The 26,138-nt window shown below is 39.8% G+C and carries 21 protein-coding genes, 2 pseudogenes, 1 riboswitch and 1 other annotated feature; of the genes and pseudogenes, 10 read left to right on the forward strand and 13 right to left on the reverse strand.

All coding sequences use genetic code 11. The annotated features are described in order from the left end of the window. Nucleotides 1-52: 52 nt before the first annotated feature. On the reverse strand, nucleotides 53-244 hold the full coding sequence (locus tag ACFVS1_RS21075) for a hypothetical protein (protein ID WP_137017582.1): 192 nt from the start codon (nucleotides 242-244) through the stop codon (nucleotides 53-55). Between the two features lie 331 nt (nucleotides 245-575). Beyond that, nucleotides 576-718: riboswitch (cyclic di-AMP (ydaO/yuaA leader) on the forward strand. Between the two features lie 168 nt (nucleotides 719-886). On the opposite strand from ACFVS1_RS21075, the gene ACFVS1_RS21080 reads away from it, so the two are divergent. Together ACFVS1_RS21080 and ACFVS1_RS21085 are read left to right on the forward strand one after the other, a co-directional pair. Then, a complete protein-coding gene (locus ACFVS1_RS21080) occupies nucleotides 887-2,224 on the forward strand; it encodes a TrkH family potassium uptake protein (protein ID WP_387550237.1) in 1,338 nt (445 codons plus the stop codon). A 23-nt stretch (nucleotides 2,225-2,247) separates the two neighbouring features. Continuing rightward, the gene (locus ACFVS1_RS21085; protein ID WP_387550239.1) at nucleotides 2,248-2,904 is read left to right on the forward strand and encodes a potassium channel family protein; all 657 of its coding nucleotides are present in this window, start codon (nucleotides 2,248-2,250) and stop codon (nucleotides 2,902-2,904) included. A 141-nt stretch (nucleotides 2,905-3,045) separates the two neighbouring features. Here the strand turns inward: ACFVS1_RS21085 and ACFVS1_RS21090 are convergent, their stop codons facing one another. The 3 genes from ACFVS1_RS21090 to ACFVS1_RS21100 all read right to left on the reverse strand — a co-directional run bounded on the left by ACFVS1_RS21090 (nucleotide 3,046) and on the right by ACFVS1_RS21100 (nucleotide 5,966). Further along, on the reverse strand, nucleotides 3,046-3,879 hold the full coding sequence (locus tag ACFVS1_RS21090) for an STAS domain-containing protein (protein ID WP_387550241.1): 834 nt from the start codon (nucleotides 3,877-3,879) through the stop codon (nucleotides 3,046-3,048). 416 nt (nucleotides 3,880-4,295) lie between these two features. Next, nucleotides 4,296-5,000: a class I SAM-dependent methyltransferase gene (locus ACFVS1_RS21095; RefSeq protein ID WP_387550651.1), complete on the reverse strand. Its 705-nt coding sequence runs from the start codon at nucleotides 4,998-5,000 to the stop codon at nucleotides 4,296-4,298. 300 nt (nucleotides 5,001-5,300) lie between these two features. Continuing rightward, a complete protein-coding gene (locus ACFVS1_RS21100; protein ID WP_387550654.1) occupies nucleotides 5,301-5,966 on the reverse strand; it encodes a class I SAM-dependent methyltransferase in 666 nt (221 codons plus the stop codon). Nucleotides 5,967-6,474: 508 nt separating this feature from the next. Between ACFVS1_RS21100 and ACFVS1_RS21105 the strand changes: the two genes are divergently transcribed. After that, on the forward strand, nucleotides 6,475-6,753 hold the full coding sequence (locus ACFVS1_RS21105; RefSeq protein WP_387550657.1) for a PadR family transcriptional regulator: 279 nt from the start codon (nucleotides 6,475-6,477) through the stop codon (nucleotides 6,751-6,753). Between the two features lie 16 nt (nucleotides 6,754-6,769). Then, nucleotides 6,770-7,489 (forward strand): pentapeptide repeat-containing protein, encoded by a 720-nt coding sequence (locus ACFVS1_RS21110; RefSeq protein ID WP_387550243.1) that lies wholly within the window; start codon nucleotides 6,770-6,772, stop codon nucleotides 7,487-7,489. Nucleotides 7,490-7,676: 187 nt separating this feature from the next. Here ACFVS1_RS21110 and ACFVS1_RS21115 read toward each other — a convergent pair. Beyond that, nucleotides 7,677-7,877, reverse strand: a pseudogene (locus ACFVS1_RS21115) (PhzF family phenazine biosynthesis isomerase); the annotation flags it as partial. Between the two features lie 140 nt (nucleotides 7,878-8,017). Beyond that, nucleotides 8,018-8,246 (forward strand) — a binding site (T-box leader). Nucleotides 8,247-8,309: 63 nt separating this feature from the next. Here ACFVS1_RS21115 and ACFVS1_RS21120 point away from each other — a divergent pair. Next, nucleotides 8,310-9,134: an ATP-grasp domain-containing protein gene (locus ACFVS1_RS21120; protein ID WP_387550245.1), complete on the forward strand. Its 825-nt coding sequence runs from the start codon at nucleotides 8,310-8,312 to the stop codon at nucleotides 9,132-9,134. A 617-nt stretch (nucleotides 9,135-9,751) separates the two neighbouring features. Here ACFVS1_RS21120 and galE read toward each other — a convergent pair. The 7 genes and pseudogenes from galE to ACFVS1_RS21155 all read right to left on the reverse strand — a co-directional run bounded on the left by galE (nucleotide 9,752) and on the right by ACFVS1_RS21155 (nucleotide 19,645). Then, the gene (gene galE / locus ACFVS1_RS21125) at nucleotides 9,752-10,723 is read right to left on the reverse strand and encodes a UDP-glucose 4-epimerase GalE (protein ID WP_352924964.1); all 972 of its coding nucleotides are present in this window, start codon (nucleotides 10,721-10,723) and stop codon (nucleotides 9,752-9,754) included. Between the two features lie 98 nt (nucleotides 10,724-10,821). Then, entirely contained in the window at nucleotides 10,822-14,424 is a 3,603-nt protein-coding gene (locus tag ACFVS1_RS21130; protein WP_387550247.1) for a CDP-glycerol glycerophosphotransferase family protein, read from the reverse strand. Between the two features lie 154 nt (nucleotides 14,425-14,578). Then, nucleotides 14,579-15,466, reverse strand: a complete 888-nt coding sequence (gene galU / locus ACFVS1_RS21135) for a UTP--glucose-1-phosphate uridylyltransferase GalU (RefSeq protein WP_352924966.1) — start codon at nucleotides 15,464-15,466, stop codon at nucleotides 14,579-14,581. A gap of 268 nt (nucleotides 15,467-15,734) precedes the next feature. Further along, nucleotides 15,735-17,474: pseudogene (locus tag ACFVS1_RS21140) on the reverse strand (phospho-sugar mutase). A gap of 203 nt (nucleotides 17,475-17,677) precedes the next feature. Next, nucleotides 17,678-18,319 carry an NAD(P)-dependent oxidoreductase gene (locus ACFVS1_RS21145; protein WP_387550249.1) on the reverse strand — a complete coding sequence of 214 codons (642 nt, stop codon included), beginning with the start codon at nucleotides 18,317-18,319 and terminating at the stop codon, nucleotides 17,678-17,680. Nucleotides 18,320-18,542: 223 nt separating this feature from the next. Further along, the gene (locus ACFVS1_RS21150) at nucleotides 18,543-18,953 is read right to left on the reverse strand and encodes a disulfide oxidoreductase (RefSeq protein ID WP_387550251.1); all 411 of its coding nucleotides are present in this window, start codon (nucleotides 18,951-18,953) and stop codon (nucleotides 18,543-18,545) included. Between the two features lie 2 nt (nucleotides 18,954-18,955). Then, nucleotides 18,956-19,645, reverse strand: a complete 690-nt coding sequence (locus ACFVS1_RS21155; protein ID WP_387550253.1) for a DsbA family protein — start codon at nucleotides 19,643-19,645, stop codon at nucleotides 18,956-18,958. Nucleotides 19,646-19,958: 313 nt separating this feature from the next. On the opposite strand from ACFVS1_RS21155, the gene ACFVS1_RS21160 reads away from it, so the two are divergent. Beyond that, entirely contained in the window at nucleotides 19,959-20,393 is a 435-nt protein-coding gene (locus ACFVS1_RS21160; RefSeq protein ID WP_352924971.1) for an Rrf2 family transcriptional regulator, read from the forward strand. Between the two features lie 44 nt (nucleotides 20,394-20,437). Here the strand turns inward: ACFVS1_RS21160 and ACFVS1_RS21165 are convergent, their stop codons facing one another. After that, the gene (locus ACFVS1_RS21165; protein WP_387550255.1) at nucleotides 20,438-23,530 is read right to left on the reverse strand and encodes an SH3 domain-containing protein; all 3,093 of its coding nucleotides are present in this window, start codon (nucleotides 23,528-23,530) and stop codon (nucleotides 20,438-20,440) included. Nucleotides 23,531-24,118: 588 nt separating this feature from the next. Between ACFVS1_RS21165 and ACFVS1_RS21170 the strand changes: the two genes are divergently transcribed. From ACFVS1_RS21170 to ACFVS1_RS21185, 4 genes are all read left to right on the forward strand, one after another. Then, a complete protein-coding gene (locus ACFVS1_RS21170) occupies nucleotides 24,119-24,724 on the forward strand; it encodes a protein kinase family protein (RefSeq protein WP_241589945.1) in 606 nt (201 codons plus the stop codon). Nucleotides 24,725-24,757: 33 nt separating this feature from the next. Further along, the gene (locus ACFVS1_RS21175; protein WP_352924973.1) at nucleotides 24,758-25,201 is read left to right on the forward strand and encodes a DUF6376 family protein; all 444 of its coding nucleotides are present in this window, start codon (nucleotides 24,758-24,760) and stop codon (nucleotides 25,199-25,201) included. A 119-nt stretch (nucleotides 25,202-25,320) separates the two neighbouring features. After that, the gene (locus ACFVS1_RS21180; protein ID WP_387550660.1) at nucleotides 25,321-25,749 is read left to right on the forward strand and encodes an SRPBCC family protein; all 429 of its coding nucleotides are present in this window, start codon (nucleotides 25,321-25,323) and stop codon (nucleotides 25,747-25,749) included. Continuing rightward, nucleotides 25,750-26,121 carry an ArsR/SmtB family transcription factor gene (locus ACFVS1_RS21185; protein WP_387550258.1) on the forward strand — a complete coding sequence of 124 codons (372 nt, stop codon included), beginning with the start codon at nucleotides 25,750-25,752 and terminating at the stop codon, nucleotides 26,119-26,121. The last annotated feature ends 17 nt before the right edge of the window (nucleotides 26,122-26,138 follow it).

The raw sequence follows: 26,138 nt of genomic DNA on the forward strand, positions 1-26,138 counted from the left end.
CACAGGGATTTTATAATTGAATACCGCTAATGATGTTGGGATTTCAGTTGATTTACCTTAGGGAAAACAATTTTAAAAACGGATTCTTTTTCTTATCCGTTATCCTTAACTCATTCATGATGATTTGATCCTCATGCTCGGCTATCCATTTCCTAAGTGCATCTTTATCCTGGCATTGTGTTAAATATGTCTGGCCACCCTTGCCTGTAGCATTAATAACATATCTATTGAACGTCTTCTCCATAATTGCCCGCCTTTTTAATAAAATGTATTGAACCTTTAAATACGAATGCCATGCTTTTTTCATTATGGTTTACAAAAGAAACATAATATATCTATTACAAATTTTGATTAACAATAGCGTGTTCTGCTTGAAAGTAGTGATTAAAGTACATCGATGGTGGTTATCATAATCGGATTAATCGAACCTATCATAATGTGCTAACTAATATTTGTCAATACGTTTTTTAAATGTAAATGAAACGTAAATTTTCAGTCTTGTTAAAGAAATATTTTTTTACGATTTAGGGGTTTACAACTACTAAATAATGGGAGTAGAATACGTTTATCAATTTAATGCATTTCGGCCTAAACTCAATGGAATTGAGTACGGAGGACCCAATCAATTGGGGTTAATTCTGCCTTGCAGAAGGGATGAGATCAGCTCTTTCGCCATCCTACCCGTCAGCTAACTTCGTCGGCTAAAGCGAAGGAGGTCATAAGACCGCCTATTTCGGGAGTTTTTTTTTCACGCTTTTTGTGGCAAAATAACTGCTCGATGTTTTCGCCGGTCTTTTTATTATGCCTTTAAAAAGATTCTGAAAGCAGATTGATAATTAAAATATCATACAGTTTTACACAATTTTTTTAGGTAGGGATGATCAATTTGATAAAAGCAAAAAATTTGTTGGATCCTCCAAAAATACTTGTACTCGGGTTTGCCATCCTGATACTTATCGGGTCCTATTTATTGACCCTGCCGGTTTCTACTGAAAGTGGGAATGGGCTTTCTTTTCTTGATGCTTTATTCACCGCAACCTCCGCTACTTGTGTAACAGGGCTGGTCGTAGTGGATACTGGATCGACCTTCACCACTTTTGGTGAGTTGGTCTTCTTAACACTGATTCAGATAGGCGGCTTAGGGTTCATGTCATTTGCGACGTTTTTCTTTTTCCTTTTAGGCAAAAAGATTTCTTTAAAAGGCAGGTTACTCTTGCAGGAATCCTTAAATAATCTATCCATGGCAGGTGTAGTCAGATTAGTGAAGCGGCTTTTAATTTTCACAGCCATCATTGAGGGCATTGGCGCCCTTATTTTATCGATTCGCTTTTCTTTTGACATGCCTATCGGCAAAGCAATCTATTACGGGGTATTTCATTCCATATCGAATTTCAATAATGCCGGCTTTGATTTAATGGGGGAATTCAGGAGTTTGACTCCTTATGTATCTGATCCATTCGTAACCCTTACCGTCGCCTTCCTCATCACGTTTGGCGGAATAGGTTTTATCGTGATGAATGAACTATACGAATATCGTGACACCCATCGTTTATCCGTACATACGAAGATTGTTCTGGCGACTAGCTTGACCCTTACGATTGCCGGTGCAATTTTAATCTTCTTATTCGAGTTCGACAATGCCAAGACATTGCAGCCTTTATCTCTCATGGGTAAAACGCTGTCATCAATATTTCAATCGGTATCACCAAGGACGGCAGGCTCCAATACGCTGAATATCCCTGATTTAACTCAGCCAACATTACTGCTCATCATTTTTCTGATGTTCGTCGGGGCTTCACCTGGATCGACTGGCGGCGGGATTAAAACGACTACATTAGCAACGCTTGTTGGAACGGTTTGGTCACAGATTAAAGGAAAGGGTGATGTGGTATTATTCCGGCACCGCATTGTGAGTGAGACGATCTTTAAAGCATTATCCGTTACATTCATTGGCGTATCCATGGTTTCAATGATCTCCATTCTGTTGACCATCACTGAAAGCGGAACTGATTTCTTGATGATTTTGTTTGAAGCCACTTCAGCATTCGCCACCGTGGGACTTTCAATGGGTTTGACCCCGGAATTATCACCGGTTGGCCGGATGCTCATCATTTTCACGATGTTTGCAGGCCGGGTGGGTCCTTTGACTTTGGCCTTTGCTATCGCCATGAGGCGCAAACCAGATCCGTTCCGCCGTCCAAAAGGGAAAATCATGATTGGTTAATCGTAAATGAAGGAGTGTAAAAGATGGGAAAACGACAATATGCCGTGATCGGCTTAGGCAGATTCGGAACCAGTGTGGCCCATAGATTATATACGGCCGGCCAAGAGGTATTGGGGATTGATGTCAACGAGGAAAGAGTCGAGAATGCAGAACTTAGCGTTACCCATGCGGTCATGGCGGATACGACTGAAGAAGAGACATTGAAGTCAATCGGAATCCGTAATTTCGATTGTGTCATCGTAGCCATCGGAAATGACATGCAATCGAGCATTTTAACTACCTTGCTTTTAAAAGAGCTTGGGGTCGAAAAGGTCATTGCCAAAGCCCTTAATAAAAATCACGGTCAGGTGCTCACTAAAGTCGGTGCCGACTGGGTCATCTATCCTGAGAGGGATATGGGGGAACGGGTCGCGAATCAGCTCCTTTCCCCTAACATGCTGAACTATATAGAGCTCTCTAAAGAATACAATATCGAGGAAATCATCCTCCCCTTGAGCATGAAGGGAAAAAGTCTCAGGGAGCTAGATTTGCGTGCAAAATATAATATCAGCGTCATTGCTATCGTGAGTAATGGAGAAATTATCATAGCACCCTCACCGGATCAGGATATCCATGAAAAAGATATGCTTTTAGTGGTCGGCAATAAAGAAGATCTACCCGTCTTTGCCAATATTGAATAACCGGCAGGTTCCTGCTCTTGCTTCATGGAGCCGGCACCTATTTTGAATGCAGCATCACCTATATATGCGAGAAGACCGCCATATGGCGGTCTTCTCGATGAAATTTATAACGAGCATCCCCATGCCCAGGATATGTATGTATTATTTTATCGTACTGATCGCTTGGGCAAGAGTGGACTTTATCGTCACTTTATCAAAAGGCAGTTGAAGCTTAACGGCAGTCATGGCTATTTCCGGCCGAAGTCCTGAAAGGGTTGTTTGAATTCCAATCAAATGTAAGGATTCAATCAATTGTGACAGCTGGTGGGCGGATGCACTATCTATTGCATGAACGCCCGAGAGGTCAATGAAAAGCCTGGTGACATTTTTTTCAGCGCACTTTTGTAGTGTGTTTTCAAGCAAGGACATGCCCCTCGCCGTGTCAATATCACCTATCAGGGGAAGTAACGCCGTGTTATCTTTAAGGGAAATGATGGGCGTGCTCAATTCATCGATGGTTGCCTGTTGGGCTTTCATGATTTTATTAGCATACCTATGATTCGCTTCCGTAAATTTTTCCATCACTTCGCTAAACACCTTAACCACTATCCGATACCAAGAATTTATTTCGGCCTGCGTATATTTATCTCCATGCAATCCCACAAACCGGTCAATATAATCCATGTATTGCTCTTGCGTTCGAAAAAACTCCCTCAATATAAAATAGATGGGTGTTTTTAAATGCTGCTCATCTTGACCGATATCTTCAATCCACTCACCAAGCAGCTCAAAGAATGCCCTCTCCTCTATATCAAAGACCTGAAAGAATCGTAAATGGAATTCATTATTTTGCTGCTTAAGTTTTTTAATCACATTGGGATCGTGTGAGCTGTAAACCCCCGCCTTATCGTTTTTATTCAATGTTGCGTACCATTCCTCAGTCAATTGTGCTGCCACACCCAATAAAAAGGAATATAGTTCTTTATTTCTGTGCATAAGTTTCTCCACCTATTTTTTTATAAATAGCATTCCAATTGGTCTCAGTCTTCAATAATTCCAATGCAGCAGCTAAATACTGAACAGCATTGCCGGGTATTGAAAGTTAAACGTTTCATCACCTAAGGAAAAACATCGAAGATAACTTCTTCAATACATGAAATGTCATGATCTGATGCCCAATGGTCCCCACTTTCCATATACCTTCCCAGCTGTTTTTGAAACCATACAACCACTGTTTTTCAAAAAAAGATTTGTAAGAACCTGCATCTATTATTTTGGTAAATCTGCGTTCACCCAAAAAGTATTTTATTATTTTAGTTTACCATTTTTATATTTTGTTAACAATTTTCACGCAAAAAAGGACCTGATCCCAAATCCTCCGTTTAAACCCCTTTTCAACTAACTTATTAAAATTAATTTTTCATAAATAAGGCCGTCCATAAACCTTGAACCCCAAAGGTTTCATCCGATTGTTCCGTTTTCCTCATTTTCCGTATTTCCACCACTTCAAAATCCTTGAAGACCATTCTGAGTTTTTCTTCCGTAAAACCTAATCCGCCTTTAAGGCTTCTTTGCCTATATACTTCCCAATCTGAAAGATCGGCACCACCCAATATGCCGCCCTCGACAAAACAAGTAATCGAATAAAACCCCTTAGGCCTTAACGCCTTTTTCACCATCTCCAAATAGTTGATCCTTCGATGTGGGGCAATATGATGAAAACAACCTGAATCAAAGACGAAGTCATATTGCCCTTCCTCAATGTCCAAATCAAATATATTCCTTTGAATGAAGTTCACGTGCACTTTCTTTTCTGCCGCTCGTTCTTTCCCCCATTCCAGTGCTTCCTTCGAAAGATCGACCGCATCAACGGAACAGCCCTTTTGAGCAAGGTAAATGGCATTTCTTCCAGGTCCGCACCCAAGCTCAAGAACCTTTCCTGGCCCGATTAACCCACCATCAAGATATGTAACCAAATTCTCATCAGGGAAATTTTCGAAAAAGGGAACCCCCTTTTCTCGGTCTTCATAAAAATCATTCCAGAATGCAGTTGGCTCACGTAATAACGAGTCGAGCATATTCAATAAATCTTCATAGGTTGTAATCGTCTCCGACAATACCATCACCTCTCCCCATTTTATCCCACCATTTAATTATACTGATTTCGGCCTTTGCCTATGTAACAGCCGCATCAAAAATGCGTGACATAGGACGTTCAGACACAATTGGACTTGTTGATTATATGATGATCACTGGAATTTAAAGGTATCAAAGATGCGTTCGAACCGCCTTCTGATAGTATGCTACATTTTTACTTAATAGCCCGATGATCGGCCTTACATGCTCTTTACAGCAAAACAGGTTAGCTTCCAAACAATAAATCTCAGCTCTATGACGGATCCTGATGTCTTTGAATCCTACTCCCAATCCACTTCTGAAACTTCCCTCTGCCACCTTCCTTTCACATCCGTTTTACTGATTATTATCTTTCTATACATTCCATTCAGCATGATCGGTCGATCTTCTTCCATTTTCATATTCTTAACATGGCTACTGAACAAGTCCTCAAACCTCAAGCCGATATCCGTTCCTAAAAATCGAATGATGGGCCTCAGAAGCTTTTTGGGCAGTGAAAGCACTTGATTTTTAGAAATAAACTTGTCGAATAGTATTATTTTCCCACCCTCTTTTAAAACTCTGATCATTTCCCGCAGGCATTCATTGGCATCAGGTACGACGGAAAGAACCAAACTTCCTACTATATAGTCAAACGATTCATTATCGAATTCCATATGTTGTGCATCCATCTCGAGAAAATTGATCGATGTATGATCAAATTTCCCCATCGCTTTTTTTAACATATCGGCTGACAGGTCTATCGCCGTTATCTCAAGGTCAAGGTTCTTGACCAGCTCCAAATCAGCCCCCGTACCTACGCCCACAAACAGAACCTTTGCATGATCATGAAAATGCATCTCTTCAAACATTCTTTTCCTGGCATCTAAAAAGAGATGAGAGTTGAAGATTTTATCATAAATTGGCGACCAAAATTTATAAATCACTTTATTCCACGAATTATTCAACATCCCCATCCCCACCCCCATACATACTTCTTCTATGGAGCACGATAAATCCCTTCCAAGCGGATATTATATGTTGAAAATCAGGACAATTAAAAAGTATGAGATACAGTGATTCACGAAAACGGGCATGGTTCTTTTCATAAGGCTCTTTTCGTAAAGATTGTTGTTTTTAAAACAAAACGATTTAGGGTTGATTGGAGCGCAAGTGCGAGACTCCTGCGGGAGCAGCGGGACAGGTGAGACCCCACAGGCGTTTACGCCGAGGAGGCTCACCGCCCGCCCCGCGGAAAGCGAGCATCTGGAGAGGAAATCAACCACACCGCTTTACTTGGTAAATAGCAACAAAGTATTCGAAAACAGCCTTTAATAAAGAACAAAACATGCACGATTCATAGTAACTAAATTACATTGACTGTCATAGTAATATACTATAAGATATACCAAAGGAGGTGAGGATTTGGTTCAACGACAACTATCCTCTGACTTGCTTCGCGGACATGTAGATACGATGATTCTAAAACTCCTGCAAAGTGGCGATAAATATGGTTATGAAATCAGCAAACTGATATATACGAATTCCAATGAGCAATATGAAATTAAGGAAGCAACGATGTATTCCAGCTTAAAACGACTGGAAAAGGACGGATGCATCGTCGCTTATTGGGGAGATGCCACACAAGGCGGGAGAAGGAAATATTACAAACTCACCTCGATCGGGGAAGACACATATATCCAAAATAAAAATGACTGGGAGCAGGCCAAGCGAATACTTGAGCGCCTCTTGTAAGAAAGGAAGATGAAATGTGATTGAAAAATTGAATGCACATGTTCATAGCATTTTTGCCCCGTACAAAAGTGCAAAAACAGCAAAGGAATTGGAAGAAGAACTGCTGCAAAATTTACTGGAAAAATACAATGACCATAGAAGGAATGGTGCCAGTGAGCAAGAAGCGTATAAGCTGACTGTGGATTCGATTGGGGAAGTATCAGAGCTCATGGAATCACTTAATCTGCAATACAATGTGCTTGAGCAGGCGATAAGCATGGACTATTCCAGGCATCGCTTAGTGGATTCCGACTTCCGCTCGGTTTCGGTCCATGATGGAAAATTTAATTCCTGCGATTTAAGCCGTTCTGATTTCAGCCATTCCGACCTGACGAAAAGCACATTTAAAAGCACTAATTTAAATAATTGCATCTTTGAAAACGCCAATTTAACCAGCACCTTATTTAAAAGTGCAAATTTAAAAGGAGTAACTTTCAAGAACTGCGTTTATAATAAAACACATTTTAAAGGCTGCAATTTATCTGGTCTTACATTTGATGGGGAAACATTCAAACAAACCATTTTCGAGGGTTCTTCATTGAGAAAGGCATCATTTCGCGATGCCACACTCATCAATGTTCAATTTCGTATGTCCGATTTAAAGAAAATCGACTTTACTGGAGCTTCGATGGATAAACTCACTTACAACTTTTTACATGGAGCAAAGGTTGATCTTAGCGGTGTGACCATCATCTAAAGGAAGAATTCCCAATGCCTTTACCGACAGCGATTGTAAGTATCCAATCTCAATCATTTGCGCATCCGTGTTTCTGACTGGCGGTCGTTTTAAAAGGAATGAGCATGGGAGAATGATTCATCAAGAACCCTGTGCTAAGACATGAAACGTCTTAGCACAGGGTTTTTATATGCTTATCATTCAACCGCCCCGGTGTAAAATACCGGATTCTAAGATCGGCAATATCGGATTCCATCGGAAAAGAGGTTTCATTGAACCCCACCTTCAGTGCTATATCCTGCATTTCCTTTTCCGTCAGTCCATCCGCATCCAAAACGACACCTGCCGGATTTCCTTTATTCGGTTTACTGCTGAACGCATCGTAATGAAAAACCCTTACCATTTTCAAATCTAACATCTCCTATTAAATGAATCTCTGGAATAGTCATTCTATATCACTATCCATATCCCTTTTTCGTCCTATACTAAGAGAAACAACCATTGATTTTATTTTCTGACTATTGTACAATTACTCAAATTCATCAAATGTAAAATTCCATGAAGGGAAGGAGTACGTTATCGTTCTGTTCCAAAGAGAGCTGGTGCTTTGCTGAAAGCCAGTGTCCAGAATCTGACCGAAGATCATCCCCGAGAAGTAAAGCCGAAAATTCAGTAAGCTTTACCGGTTTCCCCCGTTAATTAGGACAACGCATTAATGTGCGTTCGTAAGCATTTATTAAACAAGAGTGGTGCCGCGAGTTCAAATCTCGTCTCTTAATGAGACGGGATTTTTTGTTTTAACCTAATCAATGAAAATAACGGGAAAGCAGGTGCAGGAGTCATGCAGACACTATTATTCGTAACGGATTTATACTATGAAGCAAAAGGAAGAAATTATTATGAGGAGGATTTGTTCCTAACTTCGAAGCTTAGAGAAGATTTTCAGTTAGTACTTTGCCATCCTGAAGATATTGAAACGTTTGAAAAGGATTTTGACTTGATCGTCTTTCGAAATGCCGGTCCAGTAGCCAATTTTAAAGATAAGTATTTAGCATTCCGTAATAGAGTAGCTGCTGGTAATATGAAAACGTACAATTCATTTGTTGGAAAGGCTGATATGAACGGGAAGGGATACTTAATTGAACTGACGAATGCCCAATACCCTGTCATTCCGACCATCGATTCACTTGAATCTTTAAATAAACTTCCCAATGTAGAAACGTATATAGTGAAGCCTAAAGATGGGGCGGATTCCATCGGTTTGGAATTTGCCACGAAAGAAGAATTGGGAAATAAAATGGATGCAGAATCAAAAAACACATTGGTACAGCCATTTATCAACTTTGAGTATGAAGTCTCTTTTTATTTTATCGATAAGGAGTTTCAGTACGCCCTTTATGCGCCTGATAAAGAGAAAAGATGGGAATTAAAAGAATATGCACCTACTGAAGCAGACCTGGCCTTTGCTAAACGATTTATTGAATGGAACAATCTTGATTGGGGCATCCAACGTGTTGATGCCTGCCGGAATGAACAAGGTGAACTTTTATTAGTAGAACTGGAAGATTTAAATCCGTACCTTTCCCTTTTGGAATTAACCGAAGAAACACGCCGGAATTTTGTAAAAGCCATGAAAAATTCAATCCAGAAAGCATTGGAAGCTTAGAATGAAAACTGTCTAATAGAGTAAGAAATTCGAAGAAAAAACATTGGAAATAGAAAGATAAAGAAGAAAATAAGTGGCGGAAGTTTTGTGATTAAACCTCCACCACTTTTTTTAGGACAAGTAAGAATCTCACTTGCACATCCCCGATATTATGAATCGCAGGCAAGGTTTGCGATCTCTTCTTTTTGAACGCCCCCTTTTTTCATTTGTCGCTCAAGGCTTAGCGACACACGTAATTATAGTTTTTTAATCTATATTTTTGGCCGTTTACTGGTAGCGAATATTTTATTAACTATTGTGTGACTTATTATAAAAACTTACTACATTAAATGCAGCCCCAGCTACTCTATTTGTAACTCTTATTCCTTTTCCCAATCAGTATGGTTTCAAATTGAAACAATTTATTTCTAGCTGAACTAACAGCAAGATTTTAAAGAAATCGGAGGGAATAATCACCAGATTTTAAAACAAGACTTGGTTATACTACATGTTTTTGCTGTATTATATGATAAAAACCTCAATGCATTTCAAAAATCACCTGCCACTTTTTCAAACAAAAAACTGCAGGCAAACTCGTATTTCTTCGAGTTTGCCTGCAGTTTGAAACCATGGGACCATTAATTCATTTGAGATTTATGCCATTTCCACGCACTTTCAATGATTTCTTCCAAATCTATCGATGCTTTCCATCCAAGCTCTTCATATATCTTATTTGCCGAAGCAACCAGACGTGCTGGATCTCCAGGGCGACGGTCTGCATACTCAATGGTAGGTTTCACTCCTGTGACTTTTTCACAAGTGTCGATTACATCCTTAACCGAAAATCCTTTTCCATTCCCAAGATTGTAGGTGGCCGTATCCTTCTTCCCGGATAATAGGGCTTGAAGGGCGATTATATGAGCTTGGGCTAAATCCGTTACATGGATATAGTCACGAATGCAAGTGCCATCTTCTGTGTCATAGTCCGTTCCAAATACGGAAATCTTCTCACGTTGCCCTAATAAATGCTGTAAAATAATCGGAATCAGGTGTGTTTCCGGATCATGACTTTCACCGATTTCTGCCGACGAATGTGCTCCAGCCGCATTAAAGTAACGCAAGACGACATAATGAAGTCCATATGCATTTGCAAAGTCCCCTAAGATCTGCTCTACCATCAATTTCGAGCGGCCATATGGATTAATCGGATTGGTTGGCTGATCTTCATCAATCATATCAACATTCGGTATCCCGTAAGTAGCTGCCGTTGATGAAAAGATGAAATTCTTAACATCATGCTTTAGCATCGTATTCAACAATGTAAGAGTGGCACCTACATTATTTTCATAGTATTTATAAGGATCTTGGACAGACTCCCCAACCAAGCTATTTGCAGCAAAGTGCATAACCGCTTTAATGGGATACTTAAGGAATATATCATTCAAGACCGCTTCGTCCCCTAAATTCCCTTCCACCAAGATGGCCTTCGAATCAACCAGCGAACGAAATCCGGTTGAGAGATTATCCAGAATGACAACCTCTTCAGTATTCACTAACTCTTTTACAAGATGACTGCCAATATATCCTGCACCGCCAACGACCAAAATCATATAGAATTTCTCCTTTTACTTTAAGCTAAAATGAATCATTGCCAAATCTCGCAACCTATATATGTGAGGCTCCTCTAATTATAAGTATCTCCCTCATTTTATAGGCATTTATTGAAAGTTTCCATGGCCAAACCATTATATTGCGTGTAATCAAACTTCGCTAGTTCAGGATTATCATGACTAATCATAGTTGATAAGCCCTTTTCCAGTCCATCTATGCTATTTTCGACAAGTAAACCATATTTACCGTTTTCCAAAACGGTTCGGTTAGCCACTATATCAGTAGCCATGATTTTCATTCCTAAAGTCATTGCCTCCAATAATACCATAGGCTGCCCTTCATAATGTGAGGAAAGAACGAAGCAGTCACATTTTTCCATGAACGAAAATGGATTTTCAAGCTGGCCTAAAAGATGAATGGAATGATTTAAGTCCAGCTCATCAATGATTGCCTGCAAATCTTCCTTTAAGGGTCCTTGTCCTAAAATATACAGTTTACTATTTTTATGTTTCTCATGAAAGCCTGCGAAAGCACGAATTAAATTATCTTGACCTTTTTCAGGAGATAATCTTCCCATATTGACAAAGTTAAAATCACTTTGATCAGGATATGGAACGAACTGATCATTCACTTCTAATCCATGGACCACTTGTACATTTAACGCCTGTTTATCGATCCAGCCTATAGATATCCCGTCCAATAATATATGGGCATAAGTACCAAGTTGAGTAACCGCTTCTTTATCGAATTCCACAATCCGCCCATTAAAGGTTGGCCCATTTTCCAAGACCATGGCATCCTGCAATCCATAAGGCTTATCCCAAATATTATAGTCGCCTAAGTTAATTTCGGCAGTGCCGCGCACTTCCCGTTCTTTTAACAGGACTGGCTCTTCTATGATTTCGAATGCCCCCGTATTTAACCAGCCAATTTTCTTATTATCGATTTCGAATAGGTAATAGCCGCCTTTGTTGGTTCTGTTATACTTTATGATTCTGGCGATTTGTCCTTCAAAATCGATTGCCTTGCTTACTCTTTTAGCCTTGTAGTTCGGATATGCCTTCGTCCAGATTGTATGGTCTTCCGGGTTAGTTATTTTTCCGTACTTCTGATTACCGGTATTTATTTCCTTCAGCGTTCTACTCTCAATCTTATCAATGAACTTTTTATTGTTTTTATAGTTTCTGGATAGTATATACTTTCTTTTCATCATGATTTGCAGCTTGTCATTCAGACTCATGTCTTCATTGATTGTACAATGTTCAAGCATGGATAAAGCTGAATTATCTATCCAGCCTATTATCTTGTTTTTTACAGATATTCTGCTATAAATCGAATGCTGGGTTTTTGCTTCCCTATCGACTTTTACAATGATTCCTTTAAAATCATGACTGCCGGAAACTTTGTACGTTCCTTCGACTTTATATGGCAAGGACCAAATATAATTCGATCGAGGTCTTACTAACCTTGCAATTTTATCCACTTCTTTTTCATAAATGATGCTGTCTGGCAACAGCTCCACAGCTTCTTCACTTATCCACCCTATTATTTGATTATCATGACTGAATTTGTAAAATGTCTTTTGATCGGCATGGGCTTTTCTCGAAATCACGATTTCAGCACCTTTAAAACGTTCTTCCAGTGGAAATTGGATGGCATTCGAAATTCCCGGAAGGGTATTCCAAACATGATTATCCTTGACATCGTTTAATATCGCCCTTGCTTTGAAGTTTTCTGTGACCATTGCCTTTTCATCATTTTCGGTAACTTCAGGTTCATTTGACTCGATTTGAAGGATTTTATCCGGGTTGATAGAATTCATTACATAATCGAATTTATCGAAGTCTGCATACTCCAATAGATTCTTTCGGTTTAATTCCATCGTTCCCTCAGAAACACTCACCAGTTTATCAAATCGATTGTATACCGAAAAAATCCCTCTTAGATTAATACGGTGAGGTCTCTTTCCATTAATGATACGCTCACTATCAGAAAGCAAATCATTATGCATATAACAAACTTTCTTTTTTGCATCTGCTGCCAGCAGATATTTAGCCCAATAATGACTATAACCACTAAAATCGATCACAAAATCAAACTTCGTTTTACCGAATAAACGTGCATGCTCCCTAATATAGGCATTTTCAGGGTAAAGCTTCTTCCCTAAGAAACCTCTTTCCCCTCTGTTATGGATGAATTTATCTTTGTAAACTTCCAAAAATTTATACACAGGCAGGCCAGGTTTGAATAGAAAACGTACATTCTTATTCACCTTGCCCATATTTTTCAAAACCTCGTGCGAGTGAGGAGTGGCAGTAAAACAGCTGACATCATATTTATCATAATCTATATTATTCATTAAGTTTAGGAAAGAGGATGTAATTCCGTTATCCCTCAATCCACCCGGATAAATCAATATTTTTTCCTTTGCGGTATCCAGGGCAGTAATTGTGTTCAGTTGTTTAGTAGACTTATTGAAAATATTTTTGACTATTCTCTCTGTTACTTTTCCATCCTCATGGTTCGTGAATTTTTCCTGCATTTTTTTATATTTATCAGAATATCTCGATTTCACATTTTTAATATCTTTAATGGCCAGTGCCAGTTCTTTTGAGTTAAAAAGCATCGGTCCCGGAAGTTCGTCATTTTGGAGATATTGTCCCCTTTGCTCTGCATAAACGTCCGTGTCCCATGTGTAAAACAGAATGGGCTTATCGGTAACCAGATAATCAAAAAATATGCTGGAATAGTCCGTGATAAGCAAATCGACTGCAGCAAGCAATTCATTTGTATCCACATAGTCAGGTATTAGCACATCCTTGATATCCGAATGCTTGGCCGCTTCTTTATATAGAAATGGATGTACCTTAATAAATAGATTATATTGTTCACCGATTTGACTTTGTAAATCATTCATATCGGCAATGATTTGAAGAAGATCGTTATCTACCTTGGCAAGGTTCGTCCCCTTCCAAGTCGGGGCATATAAAATATTTTCCTTAGCATCACTGATTTTCAAACCTAGCGTTCTTAGATAATCCTTATACTCCCCCGGATTCGTATTCAGCGTCAAATCGATCCTCGGATATCCTTCTTCTATAATTTCACCTTTATACAATCCATTTAACTTATAGCTTTGTGTAAAAATGTTGGTAGTATGGGCATTAGGGCTCAAAATGTAATCTGTACCCAAGAAGTTCCTCACAACGTTTTGAGAGGCCGAAGGATTACCCGGTATATCAAAGCCCATATTCTTAAGGGGCGTTCCATGCCAGGTATTGATGTAAATTTGATCACTTTTAGGGATGAAGAAAGACTGGAATGTGGAGTTATTGATTAAATACTCACTAGTTGCCAGCCATTTTAAATATTCCTTTGAATTACGCTGAACGAATTGAACATTCGGCATATCCTTATACTTCGCTATTACACCTGAGAGGACACTGAAATCCTGGATGGACCAAATGTGCATGAAATCATGATAGTCCTGATTTTCCAGCATATATTTAAACATCGCGTATGGACTGTCAGTCATACTGTTTCCATCACGACTCTCGTATAAAATCGTGTTTTTTTGCACGCTTAATTTCTCATAATACTTTGCATATCTATTTACGCGTTGATGATTTTCCTTTAATAGAAAATTGGCGATAGGTTGTTTAAGGAAATCGACTTTTCTTTTTATTACTTTCTTATTCACTAAATAGGCATCCCCTTTTATCGATTTAAATTCACCATTCAAAATTATTTGCTTTTCATTAACCAAAAATAACAACTATGAATGATCAATAGTTGGAGATTTTTTAAAGATGGTTGCTACATTAAATTAAAAGATTATGAATGTCAGTAAACGTTTATTTGTCCACTGCCTTATGCATTTCGAGGATATTTTCCATTACTTTTATTATGTCGTCTCTTAAATCTGGACGTTGCAGGGCAAATTCAATTGTCGTTTTCACAAAGCCATCGACAACTCCGACATCATAGCGTTTTCCTTCAAAATCGTAAGCGAAGACTTTTTGGATTTCATTCAGTTTTTGGATGGCATCGGTTAATTGGATTTCACCGCCAGCCCCTGTTTCCTGCTTGGCCAGGAAATCGAATATTTCCGGAGTCAGTATGTATCTTCCCATGATGGCTAGATTGGATGGTGCCGTTCCTTGTTTTGGTTTTTCGACGAAACGGTTCACTTCGTATCTTCTGCCTTCTTGCGTAAGCGGGTCAATGATACCGTATCTATGTGTTTCGTTCTCATTTACCGGCTGCACTCCAATGATGGACGAACCTGTAGCATCATATTCGTTGATTAATTGACGTAGGGAGGGCACATCGCTTTCCACGATATCATCGCCTAAAAGGACGGCAAATGGCTCATCACCAATAAAGTTACGTGCACACCAAACAGCATGCCCAAGGCCTCTCGGTTCTTTTTGCCTAATGTAATGGATATTAGCTAAATTGGATGGGTATCGCACCTTCTCCAATAAATCGAATTTCCCTTTTTCACTCAAGTTATTCTCTAGTTCATAAGCATTATCAAAATGATCTTCTATCGCTCGTTTATTCTTTCCTGTGACAATGATTATATCTTCAATTCCCGCTTTCACGGCTTCTTCTATAATATATTGTATAGTTGGTTTATCGACTATTGGCAGCATTTCTTTAGGCATAGCCTTTGTTGCGGGCAAGAATCTAGTGCCCAATCCCGCTGCAGGTATAATGGCCTTTTTAACTTTTTTCATCCTTTGTAACTCCTTCATATTAAGATAAATCTACAAAAAACCCCATTTTTTTCTGAATCATCCTTTTTATAGTAACATAGACTCGTTTTTTGTAAATATCTTAACAGGAAAAATTCCTTCTTTTGTAAACGCATCCATAAATTAAACTTCCAAGTAAGGCAATAACCCGCTTTCTTATTGAAAAAAATAAGGCCTTTCCCCGATATTTCAGGAAAAGGCCTTATTTTTCTTAATTATATGACTCATAGGTCCAAAGACTTAGAATTATTCATTTAGCACTATTGATCATACCATGAATATTTTCCATGAAAGCATTCATGACCCGCTTCAATTTCAACTCGGCTTCTTCCATCGTTTCACTTTGGATCCCAAAATAAAATTTGATTTTAGGTTCTGTACCAGATGGCCGCAAGCATACCCATGTTCCATCCTCAAGGAAGTACTTAATTACATTTGATTTAGGCAAAACAATGACTTCTTCCTTATTGGTGCCCACAGTCAGCTTCACACCGCTTTGATAATCCTCCTGCATCGTTACGGCTTTTCCGGCAATTTGCTTTGGAGGAGCCTCACGGAACTGATTCAGTATCCCTTGAATCTGCCCGGCGCCTTCAATCCCCTTTAAGGTCAATGACTGTAGTCCCTCCAGATAATACCCGTACTTTTCAAAGATGGTAAGCAACCCTTCATATAGGGCCATGCCCTGTTTTTTATAGTGGGCACAAACCTCCACCGCAAGAACGGCCGCTTGGATTGCATCTTTATCACGGGCAAAATCCTTGATTAAATAGCCATAACTTTCTTCATATCCGAATAAGAACGTGTGCTTGCCGCTATCCTCATATTCATTGATCTTTTCAGCGATGAATTTAAAACCCGTTAATACATCAACGGTCCCTAAACCATATTCCTTAGCGATTCTGCGCCCGATTTCTGAAGTTACTATCGTTTTTAAGACAACTCCATTGGAAGGTAAAGTGCCTTTCGCTTGCTTTTCTTTTAAAAGATAATCCAATATTAGTGCATCTGTCTGATTTCCTGTAAGCACCACATATTGGCCATCTTTATTTTTAACGGCGATACCGAGTCGATCTGCATCCGGATCTGTTGCGATCAAAAGGTCTGCCGATACTTCATTTCCTAATTCAATGGCCATTTCAAAAGCTGAATGCTCTTCCGGGTTCGGGGATTGAACTGTCGAAAAATTGGGATCAGGCAATTCCTGCTCTTTTACAACGTGTACCTTGTCGTATCCCAGATCTTGTAAAGCACGTCTGACGGACTTATTTGCCGTGCCATGAAGCGGTGAGAATACAACTGTCACATCCACTTCTTCACTTAAATCTCTGTTTTCGGGCACAGTAAGCAATTTATCATTATAGGCGGTATCGATTTCCTCTCCGACAATCTCAATGAGGCCTTTCGCTTTCAATGTCTCTTCATCTTTTACCAAAATGGCAAGTTCGTTTTCAATTGCGTTCACGAATTCAATCACTACATCAGCCGTTGCCGGAGGAAGCTGTGCACCATCTGGCCCGTACACTTTATAGCCATTATATTCAGGGGGATTGTGACTCGCTGTAATAACGATCCCAGCATATGCATTCAGTTCACGAACGGCAAACGATAACTCCGGTGTTGGTCTTAACTCATCGAATAGATAAGCCTTGATTCCTTCTGTAGCCAGGGTCTTGGCTGCTTCCAAAGCAAATTCAGGCGATTTAAAACGTGAATCGTAGGCAATCGCGACACCTCTGCGTTTTGCTTCATCACCCATCGATTGCAGATAATGGGCTAATCCCAATGTCGCTTTACGGACTGTTTATAGATTCATCCGATTCGTACCTGCCCCGATTTCCCCGCGCATACCGCCTGTGCCGAATTCCAAGTTCTTATACGCATCTTCTATATTTTTTTCATCATCTTGCATCTCGTTAAGTAATGATTTCATTTCATTATCAAGGGCTTCAAAATTCACCCATGAGTCGTAAGAACATTTCCAATTCATCTTCGCATAGTCCTTCTTTCTTTGTTGGGAATTCTAGATGTTTCTATCAAAATATAACAATAGAAATTAATAAAAAGCCTCTATAGGACTTTCGTTCTATATTATCTGCAAAAAATGGACATCAGTCAATATTTCTGGAAAAAATTTGTTGTACATAATAGATCGAAAAAAGGACGTCACCACAAGGAGCGACGTCCACTTAATTATTCAGCTTCGGCAACAACCGTAAAGCGTTGGTTGATGTGCTTTGGAATTTCAATTTCATCAAGTACTGCAAGGGCAAAATCGGCATAACTTACATAACTTTTTCCCTTTGAATTTACAAGAAGGTTATCTTTACCCAGCTTATACACGCCTGTTCTATTTCCTTGCGGATCAAAGAAAGCGGAAGGACTGATGAACGTCCATTGGATGCCAGTGGCATTTTGCAGATCCCCAAGGTTCTTGGATTGATTAAAGGCTGTTGCAAAGTATTCTTTAGGGAACTCAGGCGTATCCAGTATCCGGATCGTTTTTGCCTCGTCAACGAAAAGGCTTCCAGCTCCGCCAACAACGATCAGTCTAGTTTGAGGCGCCCCTTTCATTGCGTCAATCAGGATTTTTCCTGCATCGACATGCAGATGTTCTTTCCCCTGAGCAGCGCCAAAGGCATTCACTACCACATCGAATTCTTTAATGTCCTCTGCTTTCAGATCAAATACGTCTTTTTCCAGTACGGATGCTCCTTGAATTTGGACTTTTGCTTCATCCCTGACAATGGCCGTAGCTTCATGTCCCCTAGTCAATGCTTCCTTTAAAATCAGACTTCCAGCTTTCCCGCTCGCACCAATAATACCGATTTTCATTTTAAATTCCTCCTATATCTTGTTTTAGAAGTTTTAATTGTAACTTTATTGATTACATGTAATAATATAAGTTACAGGTTGCCATCTTGTCAACATTATTCTTTTGGGGTGTTCGTAGATATATTGGAGATTTCGGAGATATATCCGGATTTTCGTCGATATTTTGCAATTTTCGAAGATAAATAAAAAAGCACCATTCCTTTTAGAATGGTGCGCCTCTTAATTAGATGCTTTTTTTCTTTTTCATTAGCAGTGCCATGCAGATTGTGATGAGCGTAAAAGCGATAAAGGCCAAAAACGGGATCGTGATGAATCCTAGCCAATTTATATACTCACCTGAGCAGGGAACACCGCTTTGGCACATTTCGAAATGCTGCAGTGCTGGAATTTTTTGCAGACTATAGTGATACCCTGACACCAACATGCCCAAAATCGATAATGGGAGGATGTATCGATGGATTTTCAAGTCTTGCTCATAAAAGGCCCGGCCTAATAAAATAACGAGCGGGTACATTAAGATTCTTTGATACCAACAAAAGGTACAGGGTACATAATGGAGAATCTCACTAAAGTAGAGACTTCCAGCAGTGGCGATGATGGACAGGATCCAAGAAAATAATAGTGGCTTGTTCATCACTATTTCTCCTTCGCTGCATCATCAACCATTTTCTCTAAATCATCGATTGTATTTCCTTCAAACTTCTTGCCATTGACAAATAAGGAAGGAGTTCCAGTAACGCCCAATTCGTCGGCCAGCTCCATATCCTTGTTCCATTGGTCCTCGGACTTTTCATCTTTAAAAGAGGTAACGACCTTTTTCACATCTTTGTCATTTGCGATTTCTTTCAATGTTTCTTCTAAGAATTTGTCCGTAAAGACATCTTCCTTTTCATATTTCAGGTCAGCTGGCTGCTTATCGTACAAAAGCTCATGAAATTTCCAAAAGGTATCATTACCTAATTCCTGATAAACACTTTCCGCGAATTTAGCGGATCTTGTTGAATCGACGTTAATGAACGAATAATTCATGAAATAAAATTGCGCTTTCCCTGTATCAATCAATTCACTTTGTATAGAAGGAAAGAATTGCTCCTCGAATGTCTTACAGACTGGACATTTATAATCCCCAAATTCCACTATTTGGACAGGAGCCGATTTTTCTCCCAAATAAGGCTGTGCTTTATAATCGATTTCATTAACTGCAGTATCTTCGTCCTTTCCATTTGCCAAAAATATAAAGCCAATAATGATTACAGCGATTAACCCGATGATCCAAAACGTGAATGCAGAAGATTGTTTTTGATTACCCTTTTTTTTATTAGCCATCATATACCTCCATCACTTGTTGTTGTGTCGATATTCCTTATCCAGCCATAGCGGCCGATTTCAGTTCCCCCTTCCTGCACCTTTCACCTGTAACTGATTCATTTACACGTTATAATATAAGATTCACCATGCTGTTTGTCAATTACACATACCTTTTATTTTTACCTTTGCAGAAACGGCGTGACTTGACAAGGAAACGGTTAATGGATGAATATTATTCTTGCAGGCCATTATAACTTGTAACCACTTGAATTACACGTTAATTAATTTATACTATATAAAGAATAGAGATATAAAAGGAGAGAAAAAAGAGATGTCCATCAGTACCCGCTTTTCCGTAGGGATCCATATATTATCTCTTTTAGAAATTAACAAAGAAGGCGTTAACACTTCTGATTTCATTGCAAAAAGTGTAAACACCAACCCAGCCTTAATCAGAAAAATCACCGGCATGCTGAAGAATGCAGGTTTAGTGAATGTCCGGCCGGGTATCGCAGGAGCGACATTGGCCAAGGAATTATCGGATATCACTTTGCTCGATGTTTATCAGGCAGTCAACGTTGTCTCCGATAAAGAATTATTTGGAATCCATGAAAATCCTAATCCAGCATGCACTGTTGGAAGAAATATACAAGCTACAATAGAGCCTATCTTTTCAGTTGCTGAACTTGCCTTGGAAAAGGCATTGGGAGTGGTGACGATTGAGGATGTCGTCAGAGGTATTCTGGAAAAGGATAAAACTAATTAGCAAAAAAACACATGAGTCGGTCTCATGTGTTTTTTCCTGTTTTCTTATTTATACTTAGGAACTTCAATCGTCAATTTATAGGAATCTAGTAAACTATACAAATTATAAATCTGTTTCACTTGTTTTGTTGCCCAGCCAATATCAGTGGCATACTGGTGTGATGCATATCCATATCTTTCAGCAGCTGTGGGATTCCATCTCATTTTGTAAAGCGTATCCTGTCCAGCAGAGATATATCCTTTGGCGATGAATTCTGCACCGCCGATGATGGCCGCTTCCGGAGTGAACCAGCCTGCATTATAGGCGTATTGAGCGCCGCTGCTTAGTGCCGTTCCGTCATATGCTCCCACTCCATACATATTATAGACCGTTTTCCCGTTCACCTTTACGCCAGTCGCTAACGGGGAAGTGCCATTCCCGGTCTCCAGCAAGGCATGTGAAATCAGGTAGATTTCATTGACCCCATATTTTTCCCCTGCCGCAGTGAAGGTTGCAGCTTGGCCTTGTAAAATCCCTTTGCCTGAAAGGATTCGATTATTCACTTCTGAAACGTTCATGTTGGTGACTTGGGAGAGCTTGACGAACTGGAATGAATGGATTGGATCATTCACAAAATTATTTGGGTTAAGATTATATTCTATATCTTCCGGACTGGCACTTACCCATGTCTTGTTATAGTCCACCTCATACCAATAGTATCCATCAGAGCCTTTTACTTTCGATTTAATATTCAATGATTGATTATTGCTGACAGGACCGACTACCCAATAATCAGAACCTGCTCCGCCCCTGACACGCCATCCGGTTCCTTTAACCGTACCTTTTGTTGAATTGATTAAAGTTAACCCATCTTCACGTATGTAGGTTTTATACTTTTTATCCGTTTGACCATTTACGGCCATTTGAATTTCAACCATCTTTTCCATCGTAAGATCATACTCTTTATCAATCCTGATTATCGATCCATTCGAACTTCCCGGACCTTCCGGTGCTTTGACCGTTAAATATTGCGTACTGACATATCCCGTTTTTCCATTCGCCGTGACTCTTGACCAGCCATTAGACTCTGAATAAACCGTTACTGCCGTATTGTTTACAAGCTTGGCTATTATTGAAGCGGTAGCTGATGCAGCAGAGCGCATATTCAGACTGGAGCCATCATTCACATTTACATATTTAACTGACGTGTTTCCTTCTTCGTCTGGATTCAGCCCCGGTAAAGGACCAGGCTTCGTCGCTGATAGATATTGCGTATTGACATAACCCTCTCCGCCATACGCTTTAACTTTTGACCAGCCATTTGATTCCGAGATGACTTCTACCTCTACACCCCTTGCCAATTTCACAATGACGGAAGCACTTTCTGAAGGATTATTCCGCATATTCAGTGAACCCGTGCTGACATTTACATATTTCGTTGTCGTTTTATCAGGTATGGATGGCTTGGAGTCCGCTCCAGGCTTGATCGTCGAAAGAAAGTCAGTACTGACATACCCTTCCTTCCCATTTGCCTTGATTTTCGCCCAACCTTTTGATTCCGAATACACCGTCACTTCAGTCCCTCTTGACAGCTTTGCGACTATGCTCGCACTTTCCGACCCGCTTTTTCTCATATTGAGTGTTCCAGAGCTTATGTTTACATATTTCGTCGTCGTTTTTTCAGGCGTTACGGCCGTTGATGGTTTCGTTGTCGATAGATATTCGGCACTGACATGCCCGTCTTTTCCATTTGCTTTGATCTTGGCCCAACCTTTGGATTCGGAATAGACCGTCACTTTCGTTCCTTTTGAAAGCTTTGCGACTATGCTCGCGCTTTCCGATCCGCTTTTTCTCATATTGAGCGTTCCAGAGCTTACGTTTACAAATTTCGTCGTCGTTTTTTCAGGCGTTACGGCCGAGGATCCCGATCCTGGCTTTGAAGCAGATAGATATTTGGTGCTGACATATCCATCCTTTCCATTGGCTTTGACTTTCGCCCATCCATTGGATTCCGAATACACCGCCACTTTTGTTCCTTTTGAAAGGATGGCGACTATGCTTGCGGTAGCTTTTCCGCTTTTTCGCATATTGAGCGAACCCGAGCTTACATTCACATATTTCGTCGTCGTTTTTGCAGGTGTGGCTGCCTTTGATCCCGACCCTGGCTTTGAAGCAGACAAATATTTGGTGCTGACATATCCATCCTTTCCATTGGCTTTGATTTTCGCCCAGCCGTTGGATTCCGAATATACCGTCACTTTCGTCCCTTTTGAAAGTATGGCAACAATGCTTGCAGTAGATGTTCCACTTTTTCGCATATTAAGTGAACCATTACTCACATTCACATATTTCGTTGTCGTTTTAACCGTTGCCTCAGCTTTGGTCACTGTTCCAGGCTTCGTTGCCGATAGATACTTCGTGCTGACATATCCATCCTTTCCATTGGCTTTGATTTTCGCCCAGCCTTTGGATTCCGAATACACCGTTACCTGTGTGCCTCTTGTCAGCTTTGCGACTATACCGGCACTATCACTCCCGCTTTTTCGCATATTAAGTGAACCTGTGCTTACATTCACATATTTCGTTGTCGTTTTAACGGTCGCCTCAGCTTTTTTTACCGCTCCAGGCTTCGTTGCCGATAGATACTTGGTACTGATAAATCCTTCTTTTCCATTGGCTTTGACCTTCGCCCAGCCTTTGGATTCCGAATACACCGTCACCTGTGTGCCCCTTGTCAGCTTAGCGACTATGCTGGCACTATCACTCCCGCTTTTTCGCATATTAAGTGAACCTGTGCTCAAATTCACATATTTTGTTGTCGTTTTAATGGTTACTGCAGTTTTCGTTAAAGTCCTTGGCTTCGTTGCCGATAAATACTTGGTACTGACATATCCTTCTTTTCCATTGGCTTTGATCTTCGCCCAGCCTTTGGATTCCGAATACACCGTCACCTGTGTGCCATTTGCCAGCTTTGCAACTATGCTGGCACCTTCCGCCCCGTTTTTTCTCATATTGAGCGATCCGGAATTCACCTGCACAAACATGACGTCTTCAATATTGGCCTGTTCCGCATGTAGTGGAGCTGCAGATATTTTTTCTTCGAAAGCAACTGTAGACAACACTGCAAAACAGAAAGTTGGTATAATTAATTTCTTCATCTCATTCTCCCTACTAAAGAATTATATTTTTAACATTTATTTAAATATCGGTTAATATTAGTATAATAATATAGGTAAATATACTCATTCGTTTAAAATATAACATATTCCATTGGATCTATAGGGAGATAAAAGCGATTGTAACATAATAGTAAACTAATAGACATTTAAGTAATTTTACAGAAATATTTGCAATGATGCTTATGCGACAAGCAAATGATGACTATAAAGTATATTGATATAATTAATCCCTCCTCAAATTAATACTAATGAGACGAGCATCTTTCTGCCTGAAGTGAATATATATAAAGGGTAAGCACACGATCCTTATATTTGACGGATCGAGGCAATACCCTATATAATTACTGTATATAACTTATAAGAATCCTTCTGTTAAGGGGAGTAGCTATACAATAAAGTCGTCAGTACAGGATTGAATCCTCGGCTTTATTGGCAACTGATTTTAGTTGTTTGCAAGACCTTGCCGATTATTTGGTGAGGTCTTTTACATTTTAAAAGACGGTATAACCACTAATCGGTTATACCGTCTTTTTTGATTCGAAAAATCGCACAATAGAGGTGAAAAGTATGCAGAACTATAATGAATTAGCTCAAAGCGTTAAGATTTCCGATGATAAAAAGCATATATTGCTTGATGCCGCACCATCTTTATCACTGATCGGAAAAGGCCGAAGCGCATATGTATTCCGAATACATTCCACCAATAAGGCACTAAAAGTGTTTTTCCCGGATCATACACACACAGCTAAAGTTGAAGCTGAAATATACAAAACCGTCCAATCCATCGAATACTATCCAACCCTATATGATGCGGGCGTAAATTATCTGGTTATAGATCACATTGAAGGCAACACCCTTTTTGAATGTTTAACATTGGGAATTCCGATAACGGAAGAAAACATTGCTGAGATAGACCATGCCCTGCAATTGGCAAGGAAAGAGGGATTGAATCCTTCGGATATCCATTTACGAAACATCTTCATCACTTCTGAAAAAAAGGTGAAGATCATTGACGTTGCAAGGTTTAAACAAGTGAAATCCTGCAATCAGTGGCACGACTTGAAAAGTGCATTTCACCTTTTTTATTCGAAGTCATTTTTTCCGAAGAAGATTCCCAGCTTCATACTGAATTCCATTGCAGCGATTTATAAAAAGAGATTTCTGCCCATCTGATCCTTACTATAAAAAATCACATTGGAGGCACATATGAAAAAAATAATGACCATTGCTCTACTGTCCATCCTTACATTAAGCGGATGCTCAGCTTTAGAAGAAGTCAATTCATCATTGGAGTATGCAGATAATGCGACGGAATATGTAAATACCGTTAAGGATTTTTCCAATGAGGTGCCCGCATTGTCACAAGACGCCGTCGCGAATGACGAAGCAAGAGCAAATCTTGAAAAAGAACTGGAATTGATGAAAACGGAGATTGAAGAATTCAATGCAACGGAACCACCCCAAATCGCTGAAGGCATCCATGAGAAGATCGTCAGCTCGAATCAACAACTTTCAGATGGTATTGAATTATATCTGAATAATATTGAAAATGGTCAAATTGACCCTAAGGCATTGGAAGATTCAGAGATAATGAAATCAATCGATAATATAACAGGATTGGCAAAACAAATTGAAGAGTTGGGCAATTAAGCATTCTGTAATGAATAAAAAGGAATCACTTGAAACAAATTATTGACATGAAACCAAAAGGTTTTATATAATCAACAAAGCAAAACCAATTGGTTTCATATTTCCACTTAAAAAGGAGAATCCGTATGGAAAATACATTACAGGATATCAAGAAGACGGTTATTCTTGAAGCACCTATCCAAAAAGTTTGGGATACCGTTTCGACTGCAGAGGGCATTGCTACATGGTTCATGCCAAATGATTTTCAACCGAAAGTGGGACATGAGTTCCATGTGCAATCACCTTTTGGTCCATCTCCTTGTAAGGTGACGGAGTTAGATGCTCCTCATCGTCTTTCATTCAGTTGGGATACGGACGGTTGGTTCATTTCCTTCATTTTAAAAGAACTGGAAGGCAAAACGGAGTTCACCCTTATTCATGGCGGCTGGAAAGAGCCTGAAACAATTCTTCCGAAACCGAACGAAAAAAGCTCAGTGATTCGCGAAAGAATGAATCACGGCTGGGAACAGATCGTTAATCAAGGTCTTAAAAAGGCTGTTGAGGGCTAAGTGTCTGCAGCAGAAAAGCATGATGTATTTCAGGCTATCGCCGACCCGACCCGCCGAAAGGTCCTGCAATTGCTTGCTGAAGGGGATTTACCCATTTCAGAAATCACTTCTCACTTTTCCATGAGCCGTACAGCGATTGCCAAGCACCTTCATATCCTTTCTGAAGCTGAATTGGTCAGTGGCCGGAAGGTAGGCAGAGAGAAACGCTTTCGGCTTCAGCCAGAACCTTTAGCGGAATTAAAACAGTGGCTTTCTTTTTACGATCGATTCTGGGATAACAAATTATCCATCCTTAAACATGTGATTGAAAATTCAGGGGAAAATGAATTGAAAGTCATCGAAAAAGAAAAGGTCAAGGAAGAACCATCATAATGAAGAAAACCCCCGGC

It is taken from the genome of Peribacillus sp. NPDC058075 (assembly GCF_042885195.1).
Taxonomy (GTDB): Bacteria; Bacillota; Bacilli; order Bacillales; family DSM-1321; genus Peribacillus.